Annotated in this window: 15 protein-coding genes and 1 riboswitch; of the genes, 7 read left to right on the top strand and 8 right to left on the bottom strand. The window is 45.9% G+C overall.

Annotated features, from left to right (window positions below):
* Positions 1 to 87: 87 nt before the first annotated feature.
* Positions 88 to 1,149, bottom strand: coding sequence for an acyltransferase family protein (locus tag KNQ06_RS12795; RefSeq protein WP_214771998.1), 1,062 nt, complete (start codon positions 1,147 to 1,149; stop codon positions 88 to 90).
* Positions 1,146 to 2,912 carry a CDP-glycerol glycerophosphotransferase family protein gene (locus KNQ06_RS12790; protein ID WP_231884708.1) on the bottom strand — a complete coding sequence of 589 codons (1,767 nt, stop codon included), beginning with the start codon at positions 2,910 to 2,912 and terminating at the stop codon, positions 1,146 to 1,148. The genes KNQ06_RS12795 and KNQ06_RS12790 overlap by 4 nt, the downstream gene beginning before the upstream one ends.
* Positions 2,913 to 3,210: 298 nt before the next feature.
* Here KNQ06_RS12790 and KNQ06_RS12785 point away from each other — a divergent pair, with 298 nt between their 5' ends.
* Genes KNQ06_RS12785 through KNQ06_RS12775 form a run of 3 tightly spaced genes read left to right on the top strand, consistent with a single transcriptional unit; the run spans position 3,211 to position 6,180 of the window.
* Positions 3,211 to 3,924 (top strand): IspD/TarI family cytidylyltransferase, encoded by a 714-nt coding sequence (locus KNQ06_RS12785; protein WP_056064491.1) that lies wholly within the window; start codon positions 3,211 to 3,213, stop codon positions 3,922 to 3,924.
* On the top strand, positions 3,921 to 4,946 hold the full coding sequence (locus tag KNQ06_RS12780; RefSeq protein WP_064300479.1) for a ribitol-5-phosphate dehydrogenase: 1,026 nt from the start codon (positions 3,921 to 3,923) through the stop codon (positions 4,944 to 4,946). The genes KNQ06_RS12785 and KNQ06_RS12780 overlap by 4 nt, the downstream gene beginning before the upstream one ends.
* A 31-nt stretch (positions 4,947 to 4,977) precedes the next feature.
* Positions 4,978 to 6,180: a CDP-glycerol glycerophosphotransferase family protein gene (locus KNQ06_RS12775; RefSeq protein ID WP_149426643.1), complete on the top strand. Its 1,203-nt coding sequence runs from the start codon at positions 4,978 to 4,980 to the stop codon at positions 6,178 to 6,180.
* Between the two features lie 120 nt (positions 6,181 to 6,300).
* Here KNQ06_RS12775 and KNQ06_RS12770 read toward each other — a convergent pair whose 3' ends face one another.
* From KNQ06_RS12770 to KNQ06_RS12755, 4 genes are all read right to left on the bottom strand, one after another.
* A complete protein-coding gene (locus KNQ06_RS12770) occupies positions 6,301 to 6,858 on the bottom strand; it encodes a nitroreductase family protein (RefSeq protein ID WP_023466727.1) in 558 nt (185 codons plus the stop codon).
* A gap of 125 nt (positions 6,859 to 6,983) precedes the next feature.
* Positions 6,984 to 7,541 (bottom strand): hypothetical protein, encoded by a 558-nt coding sequence (locus KNQ06_RS12765; RefSeq protein ID WP_149426644.1) that lies wholly within the window; start codon positions 7,539 to 7,541, stop codon positions 6,984 to 6,986.
* A 345-nt stretch (positions 7,542 to 7,886) separates the two neighbouring features.
* Complete coding sequence (locus KNQ06_RS12760; protein WP_058265449.1) at positions 7,887 to 9,578, bottom strand: DHA2 family efflux MFS transporter permease subunit; 1,692 nt, start codon at positions 9,576 to 9,578, stop codon at positions 7,887 to 7,889.
* 12 nt (positions 9,579 to 9,590) lie between these two features.
* Complete coding sequence (locus KNQ06_RS12755) at positions 9,591 to 10,247, bottom strand: HlyD family secretion protein (protein WP_149426645.1); 657 nt, start codon at positions 10,245 to 10,247, stop codon at positions 9,591 to 9,593.
* A 192-nt stretch (positions 10,248 to 10,439) separates the two neighbouring features.
* On the opposite strand from KNQ06_RS12755, the gene KNQ06_RS12750 reads away from it, so the two are divergent.
* Positions 10,440 to 11,045 carry a TetR/AcrR family transcriptional regulator gene (locus KNQ06_RS12750; RefSeq protein WP_050677328.1) on the top strand — a complete coding sequence of 202 codons (606 nt, stop codon included), beginning with the start codon at positions 10,440 to 10,442 and terminating at the stop codon, positions 11,043 to 11,045.
* Between the two features lie 42 nt (positions 11,046 to 11,087).
* Here the strand turns inward: KNQ06_RS12750 and KNQ06_RS12745 are convergent, their stop codons facing one another.
* Both KNQ06_RS12745 and KNQ06_RS12740 read right to left on the bottom strand, forming a co-directional pair.
* Positions 11,088 to 12,179: a diguanylate cyclase gene (locus KNQ06_RS12745; RefSeq protein WP_231884709.1), complete on the bottom strand. Its 1,092-nt coding sequence runs from the start codon at positions 12,177 to 12,179 to the stop codon at positions 11,088 to 11,090.
* 138 nt (positions 12,180 to 12,317) lie between these two features.
* The gene (locus KNQ06_RS12740; protein WP_215148507.1) at positions 12,318 to 12,773 is read right to left on the bottom strand and encodes a MarR family winged helix-turn-helix transcriptional regulator; all 456 of its coding nucleotides are present in this window, start codon (positions 12,771 to 12,773) and stop codon (positions 12,318 to 12,320) included.
* Positions 12,774 to 12,938: 165 nt separating this feature from the next.
* Positions 12,939 to 13,127: riboswitch (Lysine riboswitch) on the top strand.
* A gap of 131 nt (positions 13,128 to 13,258) precedes the next feature.
* Here KNQ06_RS12740 and KNQ06_RS12735 point away from each other — a divergent pair.
* The 3 genes from KNQ06_RS12735 to KNQ06_RS12725 all read left to right on the top strand — a co-directional run bounded on the left by KNQ06_RS12735 (position 13,259) and on the right by KNQ06_RS12725 (position 17,289).
* Positions 13,259 to 14,740 (top strand): amino acid permease, encoded by a 1,482-nt coding sequence (locus KNQ06_RS12735; RefSeq protein WP_215148505.1) that lies wholly within the window; start codon positions 13,259 to 13,261, stop codon positions 14,738 to 14,740.
* A 545-nt stretch (positions 14,741 to 15,285) separates the two neighbouring features.
* Positions 15,286 to 17,046 (top strand): solute:sodium symporter family transporter, encoded by a 1,761-nt coding sequence (locus KNQ06_RS12730; RefSeq protein ID WP_215148503.1) that lies wholly within the window; start codon positions 15,286 to 15,288, stop codon positions 17,044 to 17,046.
* 60 nt (positions 17,047 to 17,106) lie between these two features.
* Positions 17,107 to 17,289 carry a hypothetical protein gene (locus tag KNQ06_RS12725; RefSeq protein WP_035399267.1) on the top strand — a complete coding sequence of 61 codons (183 nt, stop codon included), beginning with the start codon at positions 17,107 to 17,109 and terminating at the stop codon, positions 17,287 to 17,289.
* Positions 17,290 to 17,353 lie beyond the last annotated feature (64 nt).

Below are 17,353 nucleotides of genomic sequence, written 5' to 3'. Positions count from 1 at the left end.
TTGTGTTACGAGATAAGGGTGGCGGATTTTTATTCTGCCACCCTTATCTTTGTAGAGACTGACTTTTGAGTCAGCCTCGGTTCAGATTTATTGGTCTTTTTTTAATAACCATTTGATGTTCGGTGACAGCAACGGTCGGAAGATTGTCACGACGGGGCGACTCGACAGCAACCAGACGAATCCGGTAGCGAGCAAGAACGACAGTCCAATCAGTAACAGGGGCGACTCCGTAATGGCTGGTGGAACTGAATCACGGAACAAACGGACGATGAACGAGTGAATCAAGTAGATCGAAAGAGTCTGGATGCCGATCTGGTCGAATCGATCTCCGAATGACCGATGCGGCACGAGCAACAAGACCGAGAAGATCATGATCGTACTGACGGCATAGAGGAACAATTGAATCGCTGCTCCCTTCAGAAGCGAGACTTCAAATTCCCCGTAGGTGTCGCGGTAGAAGAGCCAGACCGTATCAAATCCGTTTTTCGTCCAGACAATCATGAAGACGGCAATCAAGAGTGAGACGATTAGTCCAATCAGTCGACCGATCGGTGCCGTCATCTGCTTTCGCCAGCCAGCGTCTGTCAACCAACCACGCTCTTTGACGAGGTAACCCATCAAGAAGAACGGATAAAAACTGACGACTTTTTGTAACGACAGGAAGTTCGTGATCGAGTCTGGATTGGCATTGATCAACAAGGCAAATAAGACACTGACGATCAGCGGGAAACGCATCACCCGGAATGCCGGTGTGACGGTTTGCCAAATGATGATCCCAAGCAGATACCAAAGCGTCCAATTCGGAACGAGCGGATGGAGTAACCCATCGAGCATCTCACGTAAGGAATCATCCTGCGTGTAGGATAAATAGATTTCGTGAATCGATTGCCAGATGAAATACAGGGCAACGAAGGCGAGAATGCGTTGCGGTCGAACTTGTTTGAAAAAGTAGCCGCTCATGAAGATGAAGGCGGGCATGTGCAACAAGTAAATGACATTATACGCCATCCTTACACTATCGTTTCCCGGTAAATCACGGAACGTCTCGATCAAATGACCGAAGACGACCATGAAGATGAGTAAGACCTTATAGTTCCCAAGCCAATGATCGTACGCTGGTGTGGTCACTGGTTTGATGGAGCGATTCATTTTTTCTCACCCAGCAGGATTTGATCAACAAACCGGGCACTCGATTTTCCGTCTTGATGTTCAAAGAAATATTCTGCGAATGCTTTGACATTATGCATTTCGAAGTCTTTGTTTTTAATCCGTTCAATCAACTCTTCTGATGTCTTGACGATTGGACCCGGAACGAATTCCTCGAAGTCGTAATAGAAATCACGTTTTGAGATATAGTCCTCAAGGTCATACGCGAAGAACAACATCGGTCGATTCAATAGGGAGAACTCGAAACAAGTCGATGAGTAATCCGTAATCAAGATGTCTGAGACGAAAAGCAACTCATTGATTTCACGATGATCCGTCAAATCGAGGAAGAAGTCAGCGTAGACTTCTGGAATCTCCATCCGGCGGCGGATGAATGGATGCAGTTTAAGGACGAAGACGTACTCCTCATGAAGTGCTTCGTACAGCGCATCGAGATCGAGTTGATCAAAATCATAATAGGCACTCTTCGCACCATTTCCTCGGAACGTCGGCGCGAACATGATGACTTTCTTTTGTTTGAAGATGGGATATTCCTCATAGATACGTGCTTTCGCTTCCTCGATGAACGGTTGATCAAAGAACATATCCGTCCGTGGAATACCGGTCGCGATGACTTGATCTTCCCGTAACCCGAAGCCTTCAGCATAATGACGGGCGACATTATGCGAGCTGACGATCGCTTTCGTATAATTTCGATGGCTGAGCGAGTTCGCGCTTGGACCACCTGGTTTTCCGAGACGGCTATACCCGAATGTCTTGAAGGCGCCAACGGCATGCCAGACTTGAACCAAATCACTGCCTTTACGAATGTTCAACGGGTAGATCATCGGATAGAAGTCATCGACAAGAATCGTCTTTGCTGTCGCTAAGTGGTATGGCAAGGCAAATTTGTCACGCCAATCACGACGAGACTGAAGATTCGGTTTGAAGAAGGTTTTCACATCAAGATCTAAATCGCGGCGTTTGACTTCATCCAAGATATAAGCAAAGTTCCCACTGATATCACTCCGCGAATCCGAAGCGAGGATGACTTTGTTCTCTTGGATTGGTTGCGTCCATTTCGTGACGTTATAAATCGCCTTAAATGTGAAACGGCGGAACTTGAACGCGCGCTTCTTCATGTTCTTCTTCCACTTCTTATAGCGATCGATGACTTGGATTAGACGTTTCGATTCGCCTTTCTTCAGGGAATGGAAACCTAAAGAGTTGCTGTATTCCGAATACTGCACGACAAGTTCATATTCGAGTAAGATCAAGGCGTTACTATGTTTTGTATCGACGCGGTAAGCGACCGGGATTAACGAACGCGTATCACCAAAAGGCGCTTCATGTAAGATCGTCTTTCCTTGGACGATGGCGAAGAACGCATCAAAATAGCCCATCGGCAATGGACGACCGGTCGGCGTGATATGATTCAGATTCAATTCGCCTGTAAAGGACTCTTCCGTCCAGTCACCTTCGAACGGAAAGCGGCAAATGAACGTCCGTTTGTTTCGTTTATTACGAAAGACGATGGCACGTTCAAGCGGTACCAATGCTTCAGTAGGTTCAGACTGAATATACTCATCGTCATGTTCCTCAAGTTCAGGTTGCTGTTGCGATGTAGGATTTTCAAATAACGTTTGTTCGGCACGCAAAAAATCAGCCAATCCACTTAAACGTGCTTCGAAACGAAACGTCGTTCCAGCTAATTCCAAGTAGGTGACCTCAGCATGTAAGGTAGGGGTCAGTGTCTCTTCTATCAAAACCATCTCTCCTCGCTTGAATAATTACAATGCATTTACACAATCATGATAGATTTTTAAATTTTACGTGAACATAGTATAGTGAAACTAGAAATCACCACTCATTATATCGTGAGACATTAAAATTAATAGGGATTTCTTTATTTTTTTGTGTTTTTGTAAAATAACACTTCAACACAGACTGCATCATTACACATACCCTGAACGCTAGGGAAAGAAAACCGAAATTCGATTATTTCATAAGGGAGGGAAGCAGATCGTCTCGTTTGAAAGAGCCAACGAGACACTGCGTCAGAAGATGATTTATGCAGCCATTTTAGCTGGAGGAAAAGGAACACGGATGGGGAATGTCGATCGACCGAAACAATTCTTATCGATCGGAGAACGTCCAATCATCGTCCATACAGTAGAGAAATTCCTATTACATGAGGATTTTGACCGCATCATCATCGTCACACCGACTGCTTGGATTAACTATACGCGCGATATTTTGGAGAAATACATCGGAAAAGATGAACGCCTCGTCATTACACCGGGTGGACAGGATCGAAATGAATCGATCATGGCAGCGGTGAACTGGATCGAAGAGAAAAACGGTCTGTCTGAGGAAGATATCATCGTCACACACGACGCCGTCCGTCCGTTCTTGACGCACCGCATTATTAAAGAAAACATTGAAGCAGCACAAGAATTCGGCTCATGCGATACGGTCATTTCAGCAATCGATACGATCGTCGCTTCAACGAACGGTAAAACGATCACGGATATTCCGGTTCGTGATCAAATGTATCAAGGACAGACACCACAAAGTTTCCAGATCACGAAGTTGAAATCGCATTATGAGTCGCTTTCGACGGAAGAACGAGCGATTTTGACGGATGCTTGTAAGATTCTTTTACTTAAAGGAGAAGATGTGGCGCTCGTCACGGGTGAACTGTTCAATATTAAAGTGACGACACCATACGACCTACGGATTGCGAATGCTATCTTGAAGGAGCGGATTCATCAATGATTAACCAAGTCTATCAACTCGTCGCCCCGCGTCAAATCGAAGTGACGTATGATGAACGGTCATTGAATACCGATCGTGTTGTCGTGCGTCCAACGTATTTATCGATTTGTCACGCGGATCAACGCTACTTCACGGGTAGCCGTAGTGCGGAAGTATTGGCGAAAAAATTACCGATGGCCATGATTCATGAAGGCATCGGAAAAGTCGTACATGATCCGAGTGGAACATTCAAGAAGGGAACACTCGTCGCGATGGTTCCGAATACACCGACGGAAGAAGATGACATCATCGGTGAAAACTATTTGCGAACGAGTCGTTTCCGTTCGAGTGGATACGATGGCTATATGCAAGACTATGTGTTCTTAAAAGCAGACCGCCTTGTCGAAGTACCGGCTGATCTTGACCCTGAAGTCGCGGCATTCACTGAACTCGTCAGTGTATCGGTCCATGCCTTGACTCGTTTCGAAAAGATTGCCCATCCTCGTCGCGAGACGTTCGGAGTGTGGGGTGACGGGAACCTTGGCTTCATCACAGCACTCTTGCTACGTAAGTTGTATCCGGAAGCGAAATTACTTGTCTTTGGCAAAACGCAGTCGAAGCTTGACTATTTCTCGTTTGCAGACGAGACGTACCACATCGATCAGATTCCAGCCGATGTCTCCTTCAACCACGGTTTCGAATGTGTTGGGGGAATTGGCAGTCAATATGCGATCAATCAGATGATCGACTATATCATTCCGGAAGGCACGATGGCGTTACTCGGTGTATCAGAGGATGCCGTCGCGATCAACACGCGGATGATTCTTGAAAAAGGTCTTCGTGTCTATGGTTCAAGTCGGAGTACACCGGCTGATTTCGCACGGACGATGGAATTGTATCAAGCACATCCTGATATTCCAGCTTATTTATCGAACCTTGTTTCAGGCGTCTTCCAAATTCGACAAATCGAAGATATCCATAAAGCGTTTGAAAACGATTTAACGAACCGGTTCGGAAAGACGGTCATGGAATGGTGCATGTAACGATGTGCGCTGAAAAAGAGGAGAATCGTCTATGAAACAAAAAATTCGGTTATTGCAACGACGGACGGTCCACTATCTGCTTGCTGTGACGTACTGGTTGACGAAACGGTTACCGATTCAACCGAAAAAAGTCGTCTTTGCGACGTATCGTTCCGATCGTCTTGTCGATAACTTTCGTGCCGTCTACGATGAACTCGAACGTCGCGACTTAGGGTATGAATACGTTTTTTTGTTAAAGCGATTCCCTCAATCGTTGGCGGGACAAATTCAATACGTCTTTCATATGATGCGAGCGACGTACGAGTTAGCGACTGCTCGTTACTTCATCATTGATGATTATTATTACCCTGTATATGTGTCGTCCTTACGGGAAGGGACAGAAGTCATTCAGCTATGGCATGCTTGTGGAGCCTTTAAAAAGTTCGGCTATAGTGTGCTTGATAAATCCTATTCACCGGATGATGATTATTTGAAGATGGTCCAGATTCACCGGAACTATAGCAAGGTCTATGTTTCTGGTGAAGCATGTATCGCACCATATGCGGATGCTTTCGGAATGGAGCAGAAAAGGATCTATCCATTAGGGGTTCCACGGACGGATCAGCTACTGAACACAGCACGTCAAGCCCGTGTTCGAGAAAAGTTGTATGACCGATATCCAGAATGGCGCAAGAAACGAATCATCTTACTCGCGCCGACGTTCCGAGGAAATGGACAGACAACGGCACATTACGATCAAGAGCTTGATTTTGAGAAGTTCCGTCGAGAGCTTGGACCGGATACAGTCCTCTTGCTTCGCATGCACCCGTTTGTTCTCAATCCACCCGTCGTACCGGACGCGTATACGGATCAAATCATTAACATGACAGACTATCCGGACATCAATGATTTGATGCAGATTGCGGATATTCTGATTACGGATTATTCGTCTGTCATCTTTGAGTTTGCCTTGTTGCAGAAGCCGATGATTTTTCTCGTTAACGATCTTCAGTCGTATAAAGCAGAACGCGATTTCTACTTCCCATATGAAACGTTCGTACCGGGACCAATCGTGTCGACGTTCGAAGACGTCATTGCTTGGATTAAACGTGGGCAATTCGATACACAGAAAATCGAGACATTTGCGAATCAGTTCTTTACGTATCAGGACGGAGAAGCGACCAAACGAATCGTCGACCATATGTTATATGACACGATTCCAGAGGCGCCTGTCTATACGAAAACACCAGTGTGAATACAGAAAAACGTTCCGATTGCGTCTCCGTTTGGGGAGAGAGACGTCATCGGAACGTTTTTATTTTTGAATTGGGGCTTGATTGGCGCGAGCAGGGGTAGCTCGCAGAATGCGCACCTCTTAAAAGTGCGTCAACTTGTCCTTTGCGGACGTTCTAGGTTTGACAGGTGGAACGATGGCAGGCCAGCCGATTTGAATGACGCCGAGGACGCGTTCGTTTTCAGAAGCGTCAACGAGTGAGGCATACTCTGGTGTGAACCAGTGTTTTCCGCTCTTCCAGCAACACCCAAGACCTCGTTCTGTTGCTACCAACTGCAGATTTTGAATCATCGCAGCAGTTGCAAGTGTATCCTCTAGCTGTTGATCCGGTGTCCCTTGTACCTGACAAAGTACCGTTAAATAAACCGGGACTTCCCGTAATTTTTGTTCAGCCTGTTGACGTTGTTCAGACGTTTTCGTCTCGAATTGACCACGCGCTGTCAGCAATTCCATCAAGGCATCGACATACCGTGTTTGTCCGTCTTCGATTGCGAGAACAAAGCGCCAAGGCTCTCGTAATTTATGATTCGGGGCATAAATCGCCGTGTCGAGTAATGCTTCTACCAATTCGACCGGAACGGGTTGTTCCGTATAGGACCGGATCGACCGGCGTGTTTCAATCACTTGTTGGGCATGCATCCGTTTCATCTCCTCACTGAGTACTTTTTCACTATAAATGATAACGATTATCATTGTCAACGTTATTTGTCAGAAAACAAAAAAAGACGATTCCCGATAGGAAATCATCTTTCGTTGCATTCGAATTAAGAGACTTTTCGTTCCTCGTCTTGATCTTGAGCAACAGTCGTTAGCTTCTTTTTCATAAGACGAATCCGGTATAAGGCAAATAGATAATGGGCGAAATAGATCGTAAAACCAAGGAAAATCGTTAACGCTACATGAAGTTGAACGCCAGGAACAGCATGAAGCTGTATAAAGAGCAAGACAGCCATTGCCATCGTATAAAGCACCATTTCCACCGATTGTGGCATGACGCGTTGACGTTTTAAGAAAAAGGAACGTATGAGTGGCAGAACGACGAGACTGACGAGACGATCAACCAGTCCGATGACAAGCACGCTGATCACCATCGCTAAACCATTTTCAAAAGCGATTAACCGTGGGAAGACAAGATAGGTGACGAGTAATAGTGGTCCAACTAATAAAAAGATTGAAATCGAGGCACGTGCGAATACGAAGAGCCCGTTGACACTTGTTAAAAAGGCACGAACGATCTTTTGTGACCAAGGGGATGGTCGACCAACTTGCCAAGCAAAACAACAAGCAAAGATGAACGCATAAAATTGCAGAAAGGCAACCATAAAGCATCTCCTTTAGATATGAAACTCATTGTCCCTAGTGTATCGATTTTAAGGCTGAAGTGCAAAGAAGAACTTTTCGTAAAGTATAAGAAAAGAGGCTGACTCAAAAAAGAATGACGCGTCTTTTCACGCCCTTTCTTCAGGCGAGACACAAGCCAGTTTTCCTGCTTTATTCAAGCAGGAAAGCGGGTCTTGTTTGTCTCTGACAGCGCAAAGATGCGCTTTTTCCTGTAGGAGTTGCGTGAAACGCGTCATTCTTTTTGTTATGAGGTAAGGGTGGCAGATCATCATTCTGCCACCCTTACCTTTGTGGAAACTGACTTTTGAGTCAGCCCCTTTCGTCAATCAATCCAGATTCGGTTCTTTTTTTCCGTGCAAGAAGAAGGACAGAATCAGTGCAAGCGCAGATAAGACGGTTGCAATCCAGAACGCATCGGTGATCCCTTGAATCGTTGCTTGTTTCGTCAGCATCGTAAACCAACTCGTTGAAGCGGCTTGTGAGCTACCCAGCTGTTGTCCAAGATCGTTTAAATGTTGCGAAAGCGTCGGGTCGAGCGTCGTAAACTGATTCGCGTCGTCTGCCAAGTGAGCCGTCGTTTGACGGGTCATGACGGTGACGAGAATTGCCGTTCCGATGGAGCCGGCGACTTGACGAAGTGTGTTTTGTGTCGCGTTTCCGTGCGGGATCATCTTCATCGGTAAAGCGTTCATACCGGCAGTCATGATTGGCATCATGATGAATGCCATACCGAATGACCGAAGCATGTAGATACCCATGATGGAATAATACGATGTATCCATGTTCAATTGCGTCAATTCCCATGTCCCGTACGTCATCAACGTCAAACCGAAGATAGCGAGCGGTCGAATACCGAAGCGGTCAAATAAACGACCGGCAATCGGTCCGGTGATTCCCATGATTAGTGATCCGGGTAAAAGGAGAAGACCTGAATCGACCGGTGAAAAACCGCGAATGCTTTGAAGGTAAATCGGTAAAAGTAACATCCCACCGAACAACGCCATCGTAACGATGACATTGATAAAGAGGGTGAACGAAAATTCCGGCACTTTCAACACGCGAATATTCAACATCGGATCTTCCATCGACAGCTCACGCATTGCGAAAGCAGCAATTCCAATTAAGCCGATGACGATCGTGCTGATGACGATCGGGCTATCCCAGCCGTCATTCCCGGCTTCACTGAATCCGTAAAGGAGACTCCCGAATCCGATCGTACTGAATAAGACGCCCAGTGCGTCAAAAGAAGGTTTCGAGAGTGGCTGCGTCAGGCGGAACCAAGCCGTACCGAGTAACAACGTCACTAATCCAAAGAACGACATCGCATAAAACATGACGTGCCAGTCATAGTTTTGGATGACATATCCTGTGATCGTAGGTCCGACAGCAGGAGCGAGAATCATCGCGATTCCGAGCATTCCCATGGCAGCACCGCGCTTATGCGGTGGGAACAATGTCATGAAGACGTTTGATCCGAGTGGCATCAAGATACCAGCCCCCGCTGCCTGAACGACACGACCGATCATCATGACCGGGAAGTTCATTGCCATCGAACAGATGACCGATCCGAAGAAAAACAGTGTCATCGAAGCGAGGAACAGCTGGCGGAACGTATAGCTTCGCATCAAAAAGGCACTGATCGGAATCAAAATCCCGTTAACGAGCATGAAGCCCGTCGTCAACCACTGGGCAGTGGACGTCGACACGTTGAAGTCATTGATCAGAACTGGTAACGCGACATTAATCAACGTTTGGTTCAAAATAGCAATGAACATACCGATGAGTAAGACCGTCAGTACTTTCGGAATACTGACGTTTTCAGTCGATACCTGTTTTGAAGGTGCTGCGACTGGTGGTGTCACGGTCATCGTCGGTTCCGCCTCGAGGGATTCCTCAAGAGTCGGTCCGTCCGTCGCCAGCGCCGTGTCGGATGAGCGACTTCGACGGGCGATCCAGTTGACGCCGATGATGATCAGAATCGTGAACGCACTGTATCCGAACAAGAAGGTAGTAGACATGAACGTCCCTCCTTAATCCTTATGAATGCGGACGGTCACATTCATACCAGGTCGAATGTCGAGTGATTTTTCTTGCGAGAGTGATACTTTAACTGGAATGACTTGTGCGACTTTCGTGTAGTTCGCGTTTCCGTTTGAAGAAGGCATCATTGAGAACGTGGAAGCCGTCGTCATACCGATTTGCTCGACTTCACCAGAAAGTGTCGTGTCCGGATAGCTGTCGACATAGACATCCACTGTTTGTCCGACTTTGATTTCATCGATTTCTGTTTCTTCGATGTTCGCTGTGACCCAAAGGTCGTTTAAGTCAAAACCATAGGCGAGAGGTGTACCTGCTGCGACGAAGCCGTTCTTTGTCGCCATCGACTGAACGATCGTTGCTTTTGAGGGCATTGAAACAGAGAGGTCCGTCGATTTTTGTCCGGCTTGTGCCGTCATGACGTGTCCGACTGTTGCTCCACTGGCGAGTGATTCGCCTGTTTTCGCAGACCAGTCTGTTAATTTACCAGCGCTTGGGCTCGCAACCGTTATCATCTTACCGTCGATTTTCGCATTGTCTGTTTTGACATAGCTCGTTGCTTGATCGTAATAGTAGTATCCGACAACACCACCACCGATTAAAACGATGAGTGTCACGATATTGATGATCAATAATTTTTTCATACTCATGGGTGTGTTAGCATCCTTTCTTGTGTACAATCGATTCAAAAAAAGTACTCCTCTGGGGGGAGGAGTAATTAATATAGTTAATTATATGGATCATTAGCTAACAAACAACCGACAATTTCCGACAAAATGTTGGAAAAATAGATGATAACGGATTCATTAATGAAAAGAGGATGAAAAAGGAGTGAAATATGGATGAATGAGAGCCGTGATCCCCGACCAAAACGGTCACGTGACCGTATTACAATGGAATTATTTCGTTTATTGAAGACGCACAGCTTCTCGAGTATTACTGTCAAAATGCTGACGGATGGAGCCGGTGTGAACCGTTCGACCTTCTACGCACACTATACGGATAAGTATGATTTGCTCGACCAAATCGTTGAGGAGCAAATGAAGGCACTTGAACAAGCAATTCGGATCACGGGTACAGGAACTGTCTTTCCGACAGTCGAGCAGGTGAGTCGCTATTTTGCTCGTTTGTTCATTCATATCGAAGAAAATGAATTATTCTATCAAACGATGCTCGTTCAAGGACCGATCAAAACGTTCATCTCCCGTTTTCTCGATACATTGAAAGATAACTATCGTCTTGTGTTTCGACCGCAAATCACAGAAGAAGCTACGTTCGTCGATCGGGACTTATTATTGAACTATGTCATTGGTGGACAGTTGGGATTGTTGATTTCTTGGTTACGAAACGGTCGACCGTATTCATCAGAGTATATGGCAGAACAATTAAGTCGGATGATCGTCTTTGGAACGGTTGAGAGTATCGGTTTTCCTAAAGAGACGGAATGAGGACGTAAAAAAGACACTTCCCTGCGGAAGTGTCCAATCAGTTTAAGCCTGTCGGAATGCGAGTTCTTTCGTATAGATCGTACTCCGATTCCGTCCGCTTTCTTTTGAATAATACAACGCTTTATCTGCCTGTTGTAATGCTTCAAGTGACGTATGCGAACCACTGGAATGTGAAATCCCAAGTGAGATCGTAATTTGTAGATCAGGTACATCTGCTGTCGGGAACAGGTTACGTGCGACCGTCAGCCGAGCTAGTTCTGCTATTTTTTGCGCTTCTTTCGCCGAAGTACTTGGTAAGATGATTAAAAATTCTTCACCACCGTACCGTCCGACGAGGTCGTCTGGACGCGTCAAGGAAGCGAGAGTCATGCCGAGTTGGCGTAACACATCATCGCCCGCATCATGACCATATGTATCATTGACATGCTTGAAGAAATCGATATCGATGAGCACAAGTGAATAGCCTTGATCGGTCGAACCGACAAGCGATAGCGAGTCATCCAGACGACGGCGATTGGCGAGCCCTGTCAAAGCATCCGTCATGGCGAGTTTCTGCTGATACTGGATGTTTTCGAAGTGACGGCGTAATTCCGTCAGTAATCGAAAGGCAACAAAGCCAGCTAATAAATTAAAGAAGACGTACGCAATCGAGATTTTAAAGAATGTCGACCAGCTGTGCGTCAAGATGTAGATGGCGGGTAACGAATAGAGAATACCGACCAACACCATAAGTTGAAAATGACGCATCGAGACATGGACGAATCGACGAATGATCCCAATCGTCGTGATGAATAAGACGATGATCAGCGTAGATAAATAAAATCCTTCCATTTGATCAACTGGTGTTAAAAAGTAACGTGTCCCGATGATCATTGCTCCTGCAACGATGGCGCTTGGGAAACCACCGAACAGCATGGCGATCGCGACGGGAACGATACGTAAATCAACACGGGCGACATCGATTTGGATCCCATTGAACATTAATAAGACCGCAATCAGACCAGAGACTGCTCCGAGTATAAGTCGAATGCTCCATTTGGAGTTCAATGAAATACGCGGTTGATTCCGAAACGGTAAGAACAAGAGAGTAATCGTTGTGAACAGTAGACAAAAGTTAATGATGAATTGATTCATGATGGACAACAAATCCTCCCAACTCCCCCAGCTAACAGATTTCCATATATATACTTCCAGTATACTCAAGTAGATAACGGTTAGACAGAGGGAAATCTTTAGACCAAAATAGAAAAAACGGTAGAAAATCTACCGTTTTTAAGAAGATGAAGTAAGGGTATCCTCATCCATCGTCTGTAAAATTTTATCAAAGACATGAATCATCGTTTCGAGCTCTTCTTCCGTCAATGTACCGAAGCGGTCTTGTAAATAGTTTTTCCGGACGATTTCGAGATCCCGAAATGCACGTTCCCCGTCCTCCGTCAAAGCGAGTACGATTGAACGACGATCTTCCGTCGAACGTGTCCGTGTGACATATCCTTGTTTATACAGCTTATCCGTCAAAGCAGTGACTTGACTCGTCGCGAGCTCAAATTGTTCCGCAAGAAGCGTCGGGCGCTGAGGACCATTTTCTGAAAGGCTTCGTAAGATGAAAAAATCACTCCGGGTCGCCGTTCCTTCAAATAGCCGGTTAAGTTCACGTCGCAGGGTACGAAGAATGACACGCATTTGTTCCTCGAGTCGATAAGTTAGCAAATCACGTTCCTGTGGCATGCAAGCAGCATCCTTTCTCTCAGTGGACTTCTACCATTTAGTGTACTAAACATATCGGATTTTTACCATCGACTACCCCAGATTCGAAAAAGGCAATTGACAATTTCGTGGCGTTTTGTGTAATATGGCGTAGTAATAACTAACTTAATTCAGTTCTCACTCAACCAGTGGGATGGAGGTTGCAGTTCTTAAGAGTACGGTTACGGATGTCGTCAAGCGACAGATGAGGTGACCTGAAAGGAAGAATTGCCGAAATCAATCATCGCTTTGAAGATGATCGATTGGGATTAGATCAAATAGGTCTAATACTGTCACAAGTCGGGTATCACCTACTTGTGGAGAGCTATCTTTCACGACGGTAGAATGAGGCGCATCCATTTTATTATGTTGCGTTCTCATCTTCCATCTGGAAGATGAGGGCGCTTTTTGTTTTTTCATTCAAAAAGTGTCCTCTCAAAAATTTATTAAAGAGAGAAGCGAACGAAATGAACAATCTAGATGTGAAACAAACAACAGATTCGACAGTAGAAGGATTAAAACGTGGATTACAAGCCCGTCATATGTCAATGATCGCCATCGGTGGAGCGATCGGAACAGGACTCTTCATTGCGTCCGGTGCTTCCGTCGCAGCAGCAGGACCAGGTGGGGCGCTCCTATCGTATGCAATCGTTGGTCTGATGGTCTACTTCCTCATGACAAGTCTTGGTGAAATGGCAGCGTATATGCCGGTCGCTGGATCCTTCTCGATCTATGGAACGAAATTCGTCGATCCATCATTCGGCTTTGCGCTCGGCTGGAACTACTGGTACAACTGGGCAGTCACGATCGCAGTCGAGCTCGTCGCAGCACAAATCGTCATGACATATTGGTTCCCGGATGTTCCTGGATTTTATTTCAGTGCCTTGTTCCTCTTACTCATGATTGGCTTGAACTACTTCTCCGTTAAGGGATTCGGGGAAGCGGAGTATTGGTTTGCGATGATTAAAGTCGTTACCGTCATCGTCTTCTTAGTCGTCGGTGTTGCGATGATTTTTGGTGTCTTTACATCAGAGCCACCGGTTGGCTTTAAAAACTTTGCACTTGGCGATGCACCGTTCGTCGGTGGGATTCCTGCCGTCATCGGTATCATTCTCGTTGCCGGATTCAGTTTTCAAGGTACAGAACTGGTCGGGATTGCCGCGGGTGAGTCGGAAGATCCGAAAAAGAATGTTCCAAAAGCAGTCAAACAAGTCTTCTGGCGCATCTTGCTTTTCTACGTCTTCGCGATTTTCGTCATCGGAATGCTCATTCCGTATACGAGTCCGAACTTGGTTTCCAATGACATTACGGACGTAGCGGTTAGTCCGTTTACGCTTGTCTTTGAAAAAGCGGGTCTTGCCTTCTCAGCAGCACTCATGAACGCCGTCATCTTGACGTCTGTTCTATCTGCCGGAAACTCAGGTATGTATGCTTCGACTCGGATGCTTTATACGCTTGCTCGCCAAGGGGATGCACCGAAGTTGTTCGCGAAAGTATCGAAAAACGGTGTACCGCGTAACGCTTTGCTCGCAACAGGAGCAATCGGTGCACTCTGTTTCTTGACGTCGATGTTTGGTGGACAAGTCTACTTGTGGTTACTCAATGCTTCGGGGATGACAGGCTTCATCGCATGGCTCGGGATTGCAATCAGTCACTATCGTTTCCGTAAAGGATTCCTTGCACAAGGTCACTCGTTGAAAGACTTACCATATGTTGCACCAGCGTTCCCGTTTGGTCCGCTGTTCGCATTCGGTCTTTGTTTCCTCGTCATCGTTGGTCAAAACTACGCAGCATTCCTTGCGGATCAAATCGATTGGGTCGGAATTGCCGCAACGTATGTTGGTATTCCATTATTCCTTGCCTTCTGGTTAGGACATAAATTCAAAAATCGAACGTCGATCGTTCGTTATGACGAGATGGACTTCCCGGAACATCCACGTCAATCATAATGTGTGAACCACCTTCTATAAATGAAGGTGATTGAGATTGAAGACAAAGTGCAATTTTTCTCTGATGAGTCTGATGAGAAAGATTGCGCTTTTTTGTTCGTTTCGAATCGTTTTTCCAGGGACAAGCATCGCTTCGCTGCAGGGTCGCTCTTGCTTGTTTTTCCCTAGGAAGCGATGTCGAGTGAACAAAACGCTTCTCTGATTCTCCTGCCGGTATAAAAAAGAATGACACGTTACACGCCACTCCTACAGGAAAAAGCGCAATTTTGTGCTTTCAGAGACAAACAAGACCCGTTTTCCTGCTCGACTGGAGCGGGAAAACTGGCTTGTGTCTCGCATGAGGAAAGGGCGTGAAAAGACGCGTCATTTTTTTTTTGAGTCAGCCCATTTTTCTGCAATCGGAACCACCTTCTAGAATGAAGGTGGTTTTTTATTCAATTAAATGAAAACGTTTTCTAAAATATAGTTTTGAAAAAGTATAAAAAAGGAATCAATGAATACATATTCAAAAATAGCAAATATGAATAAAGAATAGGGGGAGACGCATGACTACATCTGAATTATTTTTCACATTAGGTTCTGCAGCGTTTTTCATGTTGCTCGTTGCCTACATATCCTACCGATTGACGCGTGGGAAAACACAAGGCGTCGATGAATACTTCTTAGCGGGGCGTGGGCTAAGTGGCGTTTTCATTGCCGGATCGCTACTGCTGACGAATTTGTCGGCAGAACAATTGATTGGACTAAACGGACAATCCTTCATGGGAAACATGTCGAGTATGGCGTGGGAAGTCACGGCGGGGTTTGCTGCGATCATCATGGCTATCTATCTGCTTCCGAAGTTTCTCGGGCTCGGTATCTCGACTTTACCGGAATACTTAAGTCACCGGTATGATGAGACGGTGCGCCGGATGACAGTCTTACTCTTTTTACTCGGATATATGTGCGTCACGATTCCTTCGATGCTTTATTCGGGTGGGATTGCTGTCTTGCAGCTGTTCGATGTTCCGGAATTATTTGGTCTCAGTTATACGCAATCCCTTTGGTTAGTCGTTTGGGTCGTCGGGATCATCGGAGCGATTTATGCGATTTTTGGAGGGCTACGTGCGGTGGCTGTCTCGGACACCTTGAACGGGATCGGGCTCGTCTTCGTTGGATTCCTAGTTCCGGTGCTTGGCTTTATTGCACTGGGTGACGGGAATTTACTTCAAGGGATGAAGACGATTGCGACCGTTCAACCGGAGAAGTTGAACGCAATTGGAAGCTCAACCGATGCCGTTCCGTTCTTCTCGATTTTCACGGGTATCCTATTTGCGAACTTATTTTATTGGTCACTCAATCAATATGTCATTCAACGTGTGCTCGGGGCAAAAGATTTGAAGGAAGGACAGAAGGGCGTCCTCATGACAGGATTCTTGAAGTTATTAGTTCCAATCTTCATGCTGATTCCTGGGATCATTGCCTATCACTTGTATGGGAACACACTAACGAGCGGTGATTTATCATATCCTCGACTCATTACGGAGTTGTTGCCTGTCTCGCTGATGGGATTTTTCTTAGCTGTCTTACTCGGAGCCGTCTTCAGTTCGTTTAACTCGTTGCTAAATAGTATTGCAACACTTTTTGTCCTCGATATCTATCAGCCGGTGTTTGCGAAAGAGGCGAGTGATGAACATTTGATTCGTGTCAGTAAATGGTTCGGAACGATCGTTGCTTTAATCTCTTTCGTCATCGCACCATTCTTGATGTACGCGCCGGACGGCTTATGGAGTTTGATCCGGCAATTCACAGGTTTTTTCAACATTCCGATTCTCGTCATCGTATTAATGGGGATTTTCATGAAACGAATTCCGGCGATTGCAGCGAAAATCGTCATCGTCTTTCACGTGTTCGCGTATTACTTATTCGTCTTCGGTTTCAAACAACTGTTCGGCTGGGATCATGGCATTAGCTATATTCATGGGTACGGTATTCTACTCGTGATTGAAGTGCTGTTCATGGTATTCATGGGATATCGTTACCCGGTCGTCCAGTCAAGAAAGGTCAATCGACGACAGTCTGTCGAGCTCACTCCATGGAAGTTCGCGATTCCGGTTTCGATCTTATTATGCACATCCATCATTTGGACGTACGTTCTGTTTTCAAAAATCGGACTGGCTTCGACAGCAGGCATCGTATCGATTTGGTTCTGGCCGGTTACGTTAGGACTTGTCATGGCAACGATCGTATTATGGCGTGTGTCGCTAAACGCTTGGGAAGCGAAGTACCGGACCTATCTCGAAGAAGAGTACCGTCAAGCAGAATAATCCTCTCGCAGAAGACATGACATATCGGGTAAGATGAAAGAAAAACAGGAGGCGATCTTCGTGAATTACTGGTACCACTTCAAGCGTGCCTTCTTACCGATCGCATTATTGCTTGTGACGCTTGCCTTGTACCAAATGATTTATCGTTTGAATAACATCTGGTATTCGCTCGGAGGACTTCTTCTTGTCTTTGCGGCGATTTACTTCGTCATGCGTCGTCTAAAAGCGAATCCAGAGGATTGAATGAGCAGGAAAGTCGAGTCCATTCTCTGAACGCGGTAAAATAGACACATACAGAGGAGGGGAA

The sequence above is a fragment of the Exiguobacterium sp. s91 genome, assembly GCF_018618915.1.
GTDB lineage: Bacteria > Bacillota > Bacilli > Exiguobacteriales > Exiguobacteriaceae > Exiguobacterium_A > Exiguobacterium_A abrahamii.
Note: the sequence above shows the minus strand (reverse complement) of the source record. Positions and strands in the feature narration are given on the sequence as shown.

Bases quoted from the DNA above. Each gene is read 5' to 3' on its own strand.
- KNQ06_RS12795 (WP_214771998.1), bottom strand. From the start codon at position 1,149: ATGAATCGCTCCATCAAACCAGTGACCACACCAGCGTACGATCATTGG.
- KNQ06_RS12785 (WP_056064491.1), top strand. From the start codon at position 3,211: ATGATTTATGCAGCCATTTTAGCTGGAGGAAAAGGAACACGGATGGGG.
- KNQ06_RS12780 (WP_064300479.1), top strand. From the start codon at position 3,921: ATGATTAACCAAGTCTATCAACTCGTCGCCCCGCGTCAAATCGAAGTG.
- KNQ06_RS12775 (WP_149426643.1), top strand. From the start codon at position 4,978: ATGAAACAAAAAATTCGGTTATTGCAACGACGGACGGTCCACTATCTG.
- KNQ06_RS12770 (WP_023466727.1), bottom strand. From the start codon at position 6,858: ATGCATGCCCAACAAGTGATTGAAACACGCCGGTCGATCCGGTCCTAT.
- KNQ06_RS12765 (WP_149426644.1), bottom strand. From the start codon at position 7,541: ATGGTTGCCTTTCTGCAATTTTATGCGTTCATCTTTGCTTGTTGTTTT.
- KNQ06_RS12760 (WP_058265449.1), bottom strand. From the start codon at position 9,578: ATGTCTACTACCTTCTTGTTCGGATACAGTGCGTTCACGATTCTGATC.
- KNQ06_RS12755 (WP_149426645.1), bottom strand. From the start codon at position 10,247: ATGAGTATGAAAAAATTATTGATCATCAATATCGTGACACTCATCGTT.
- KNQ06_RS12750 (WP_050677328.1), top strand. From the start codon at position 10,440: ATGAATGAGAGCCGTGATCCCCGACCAAAACGGTCACGTGACCGTATT.
- KNQ06_RS12745 (WP_231884709.1), bottom strand. From the start codon at position 12,179: ATGAATCAATTCATCATTAACTTTTGTCTACTGTTCACAACGATTACT.
- KNQ06_RS12740 (WP_215148507.1), bottom strand. From the start codon at position 12,773: ATGCCACAGGAACGTGATTTGCTAACTTATCGACTCGAGGAACAAATG.
- KNQ06_RS12735 (WP_215148505.1), top strand. From the start codon at position 13,259: ATGAACAATCTAGATGTGAAACAAACAACAGATTCGACAGTAGAAGGA.
- KNQ06_RS12730 (WP_215148503.1), top strand. From the start codon at position 15,286: ATGACTACATCTGAATTATTTTTCACATTAGGTTCTGCAGCGTTTTTC.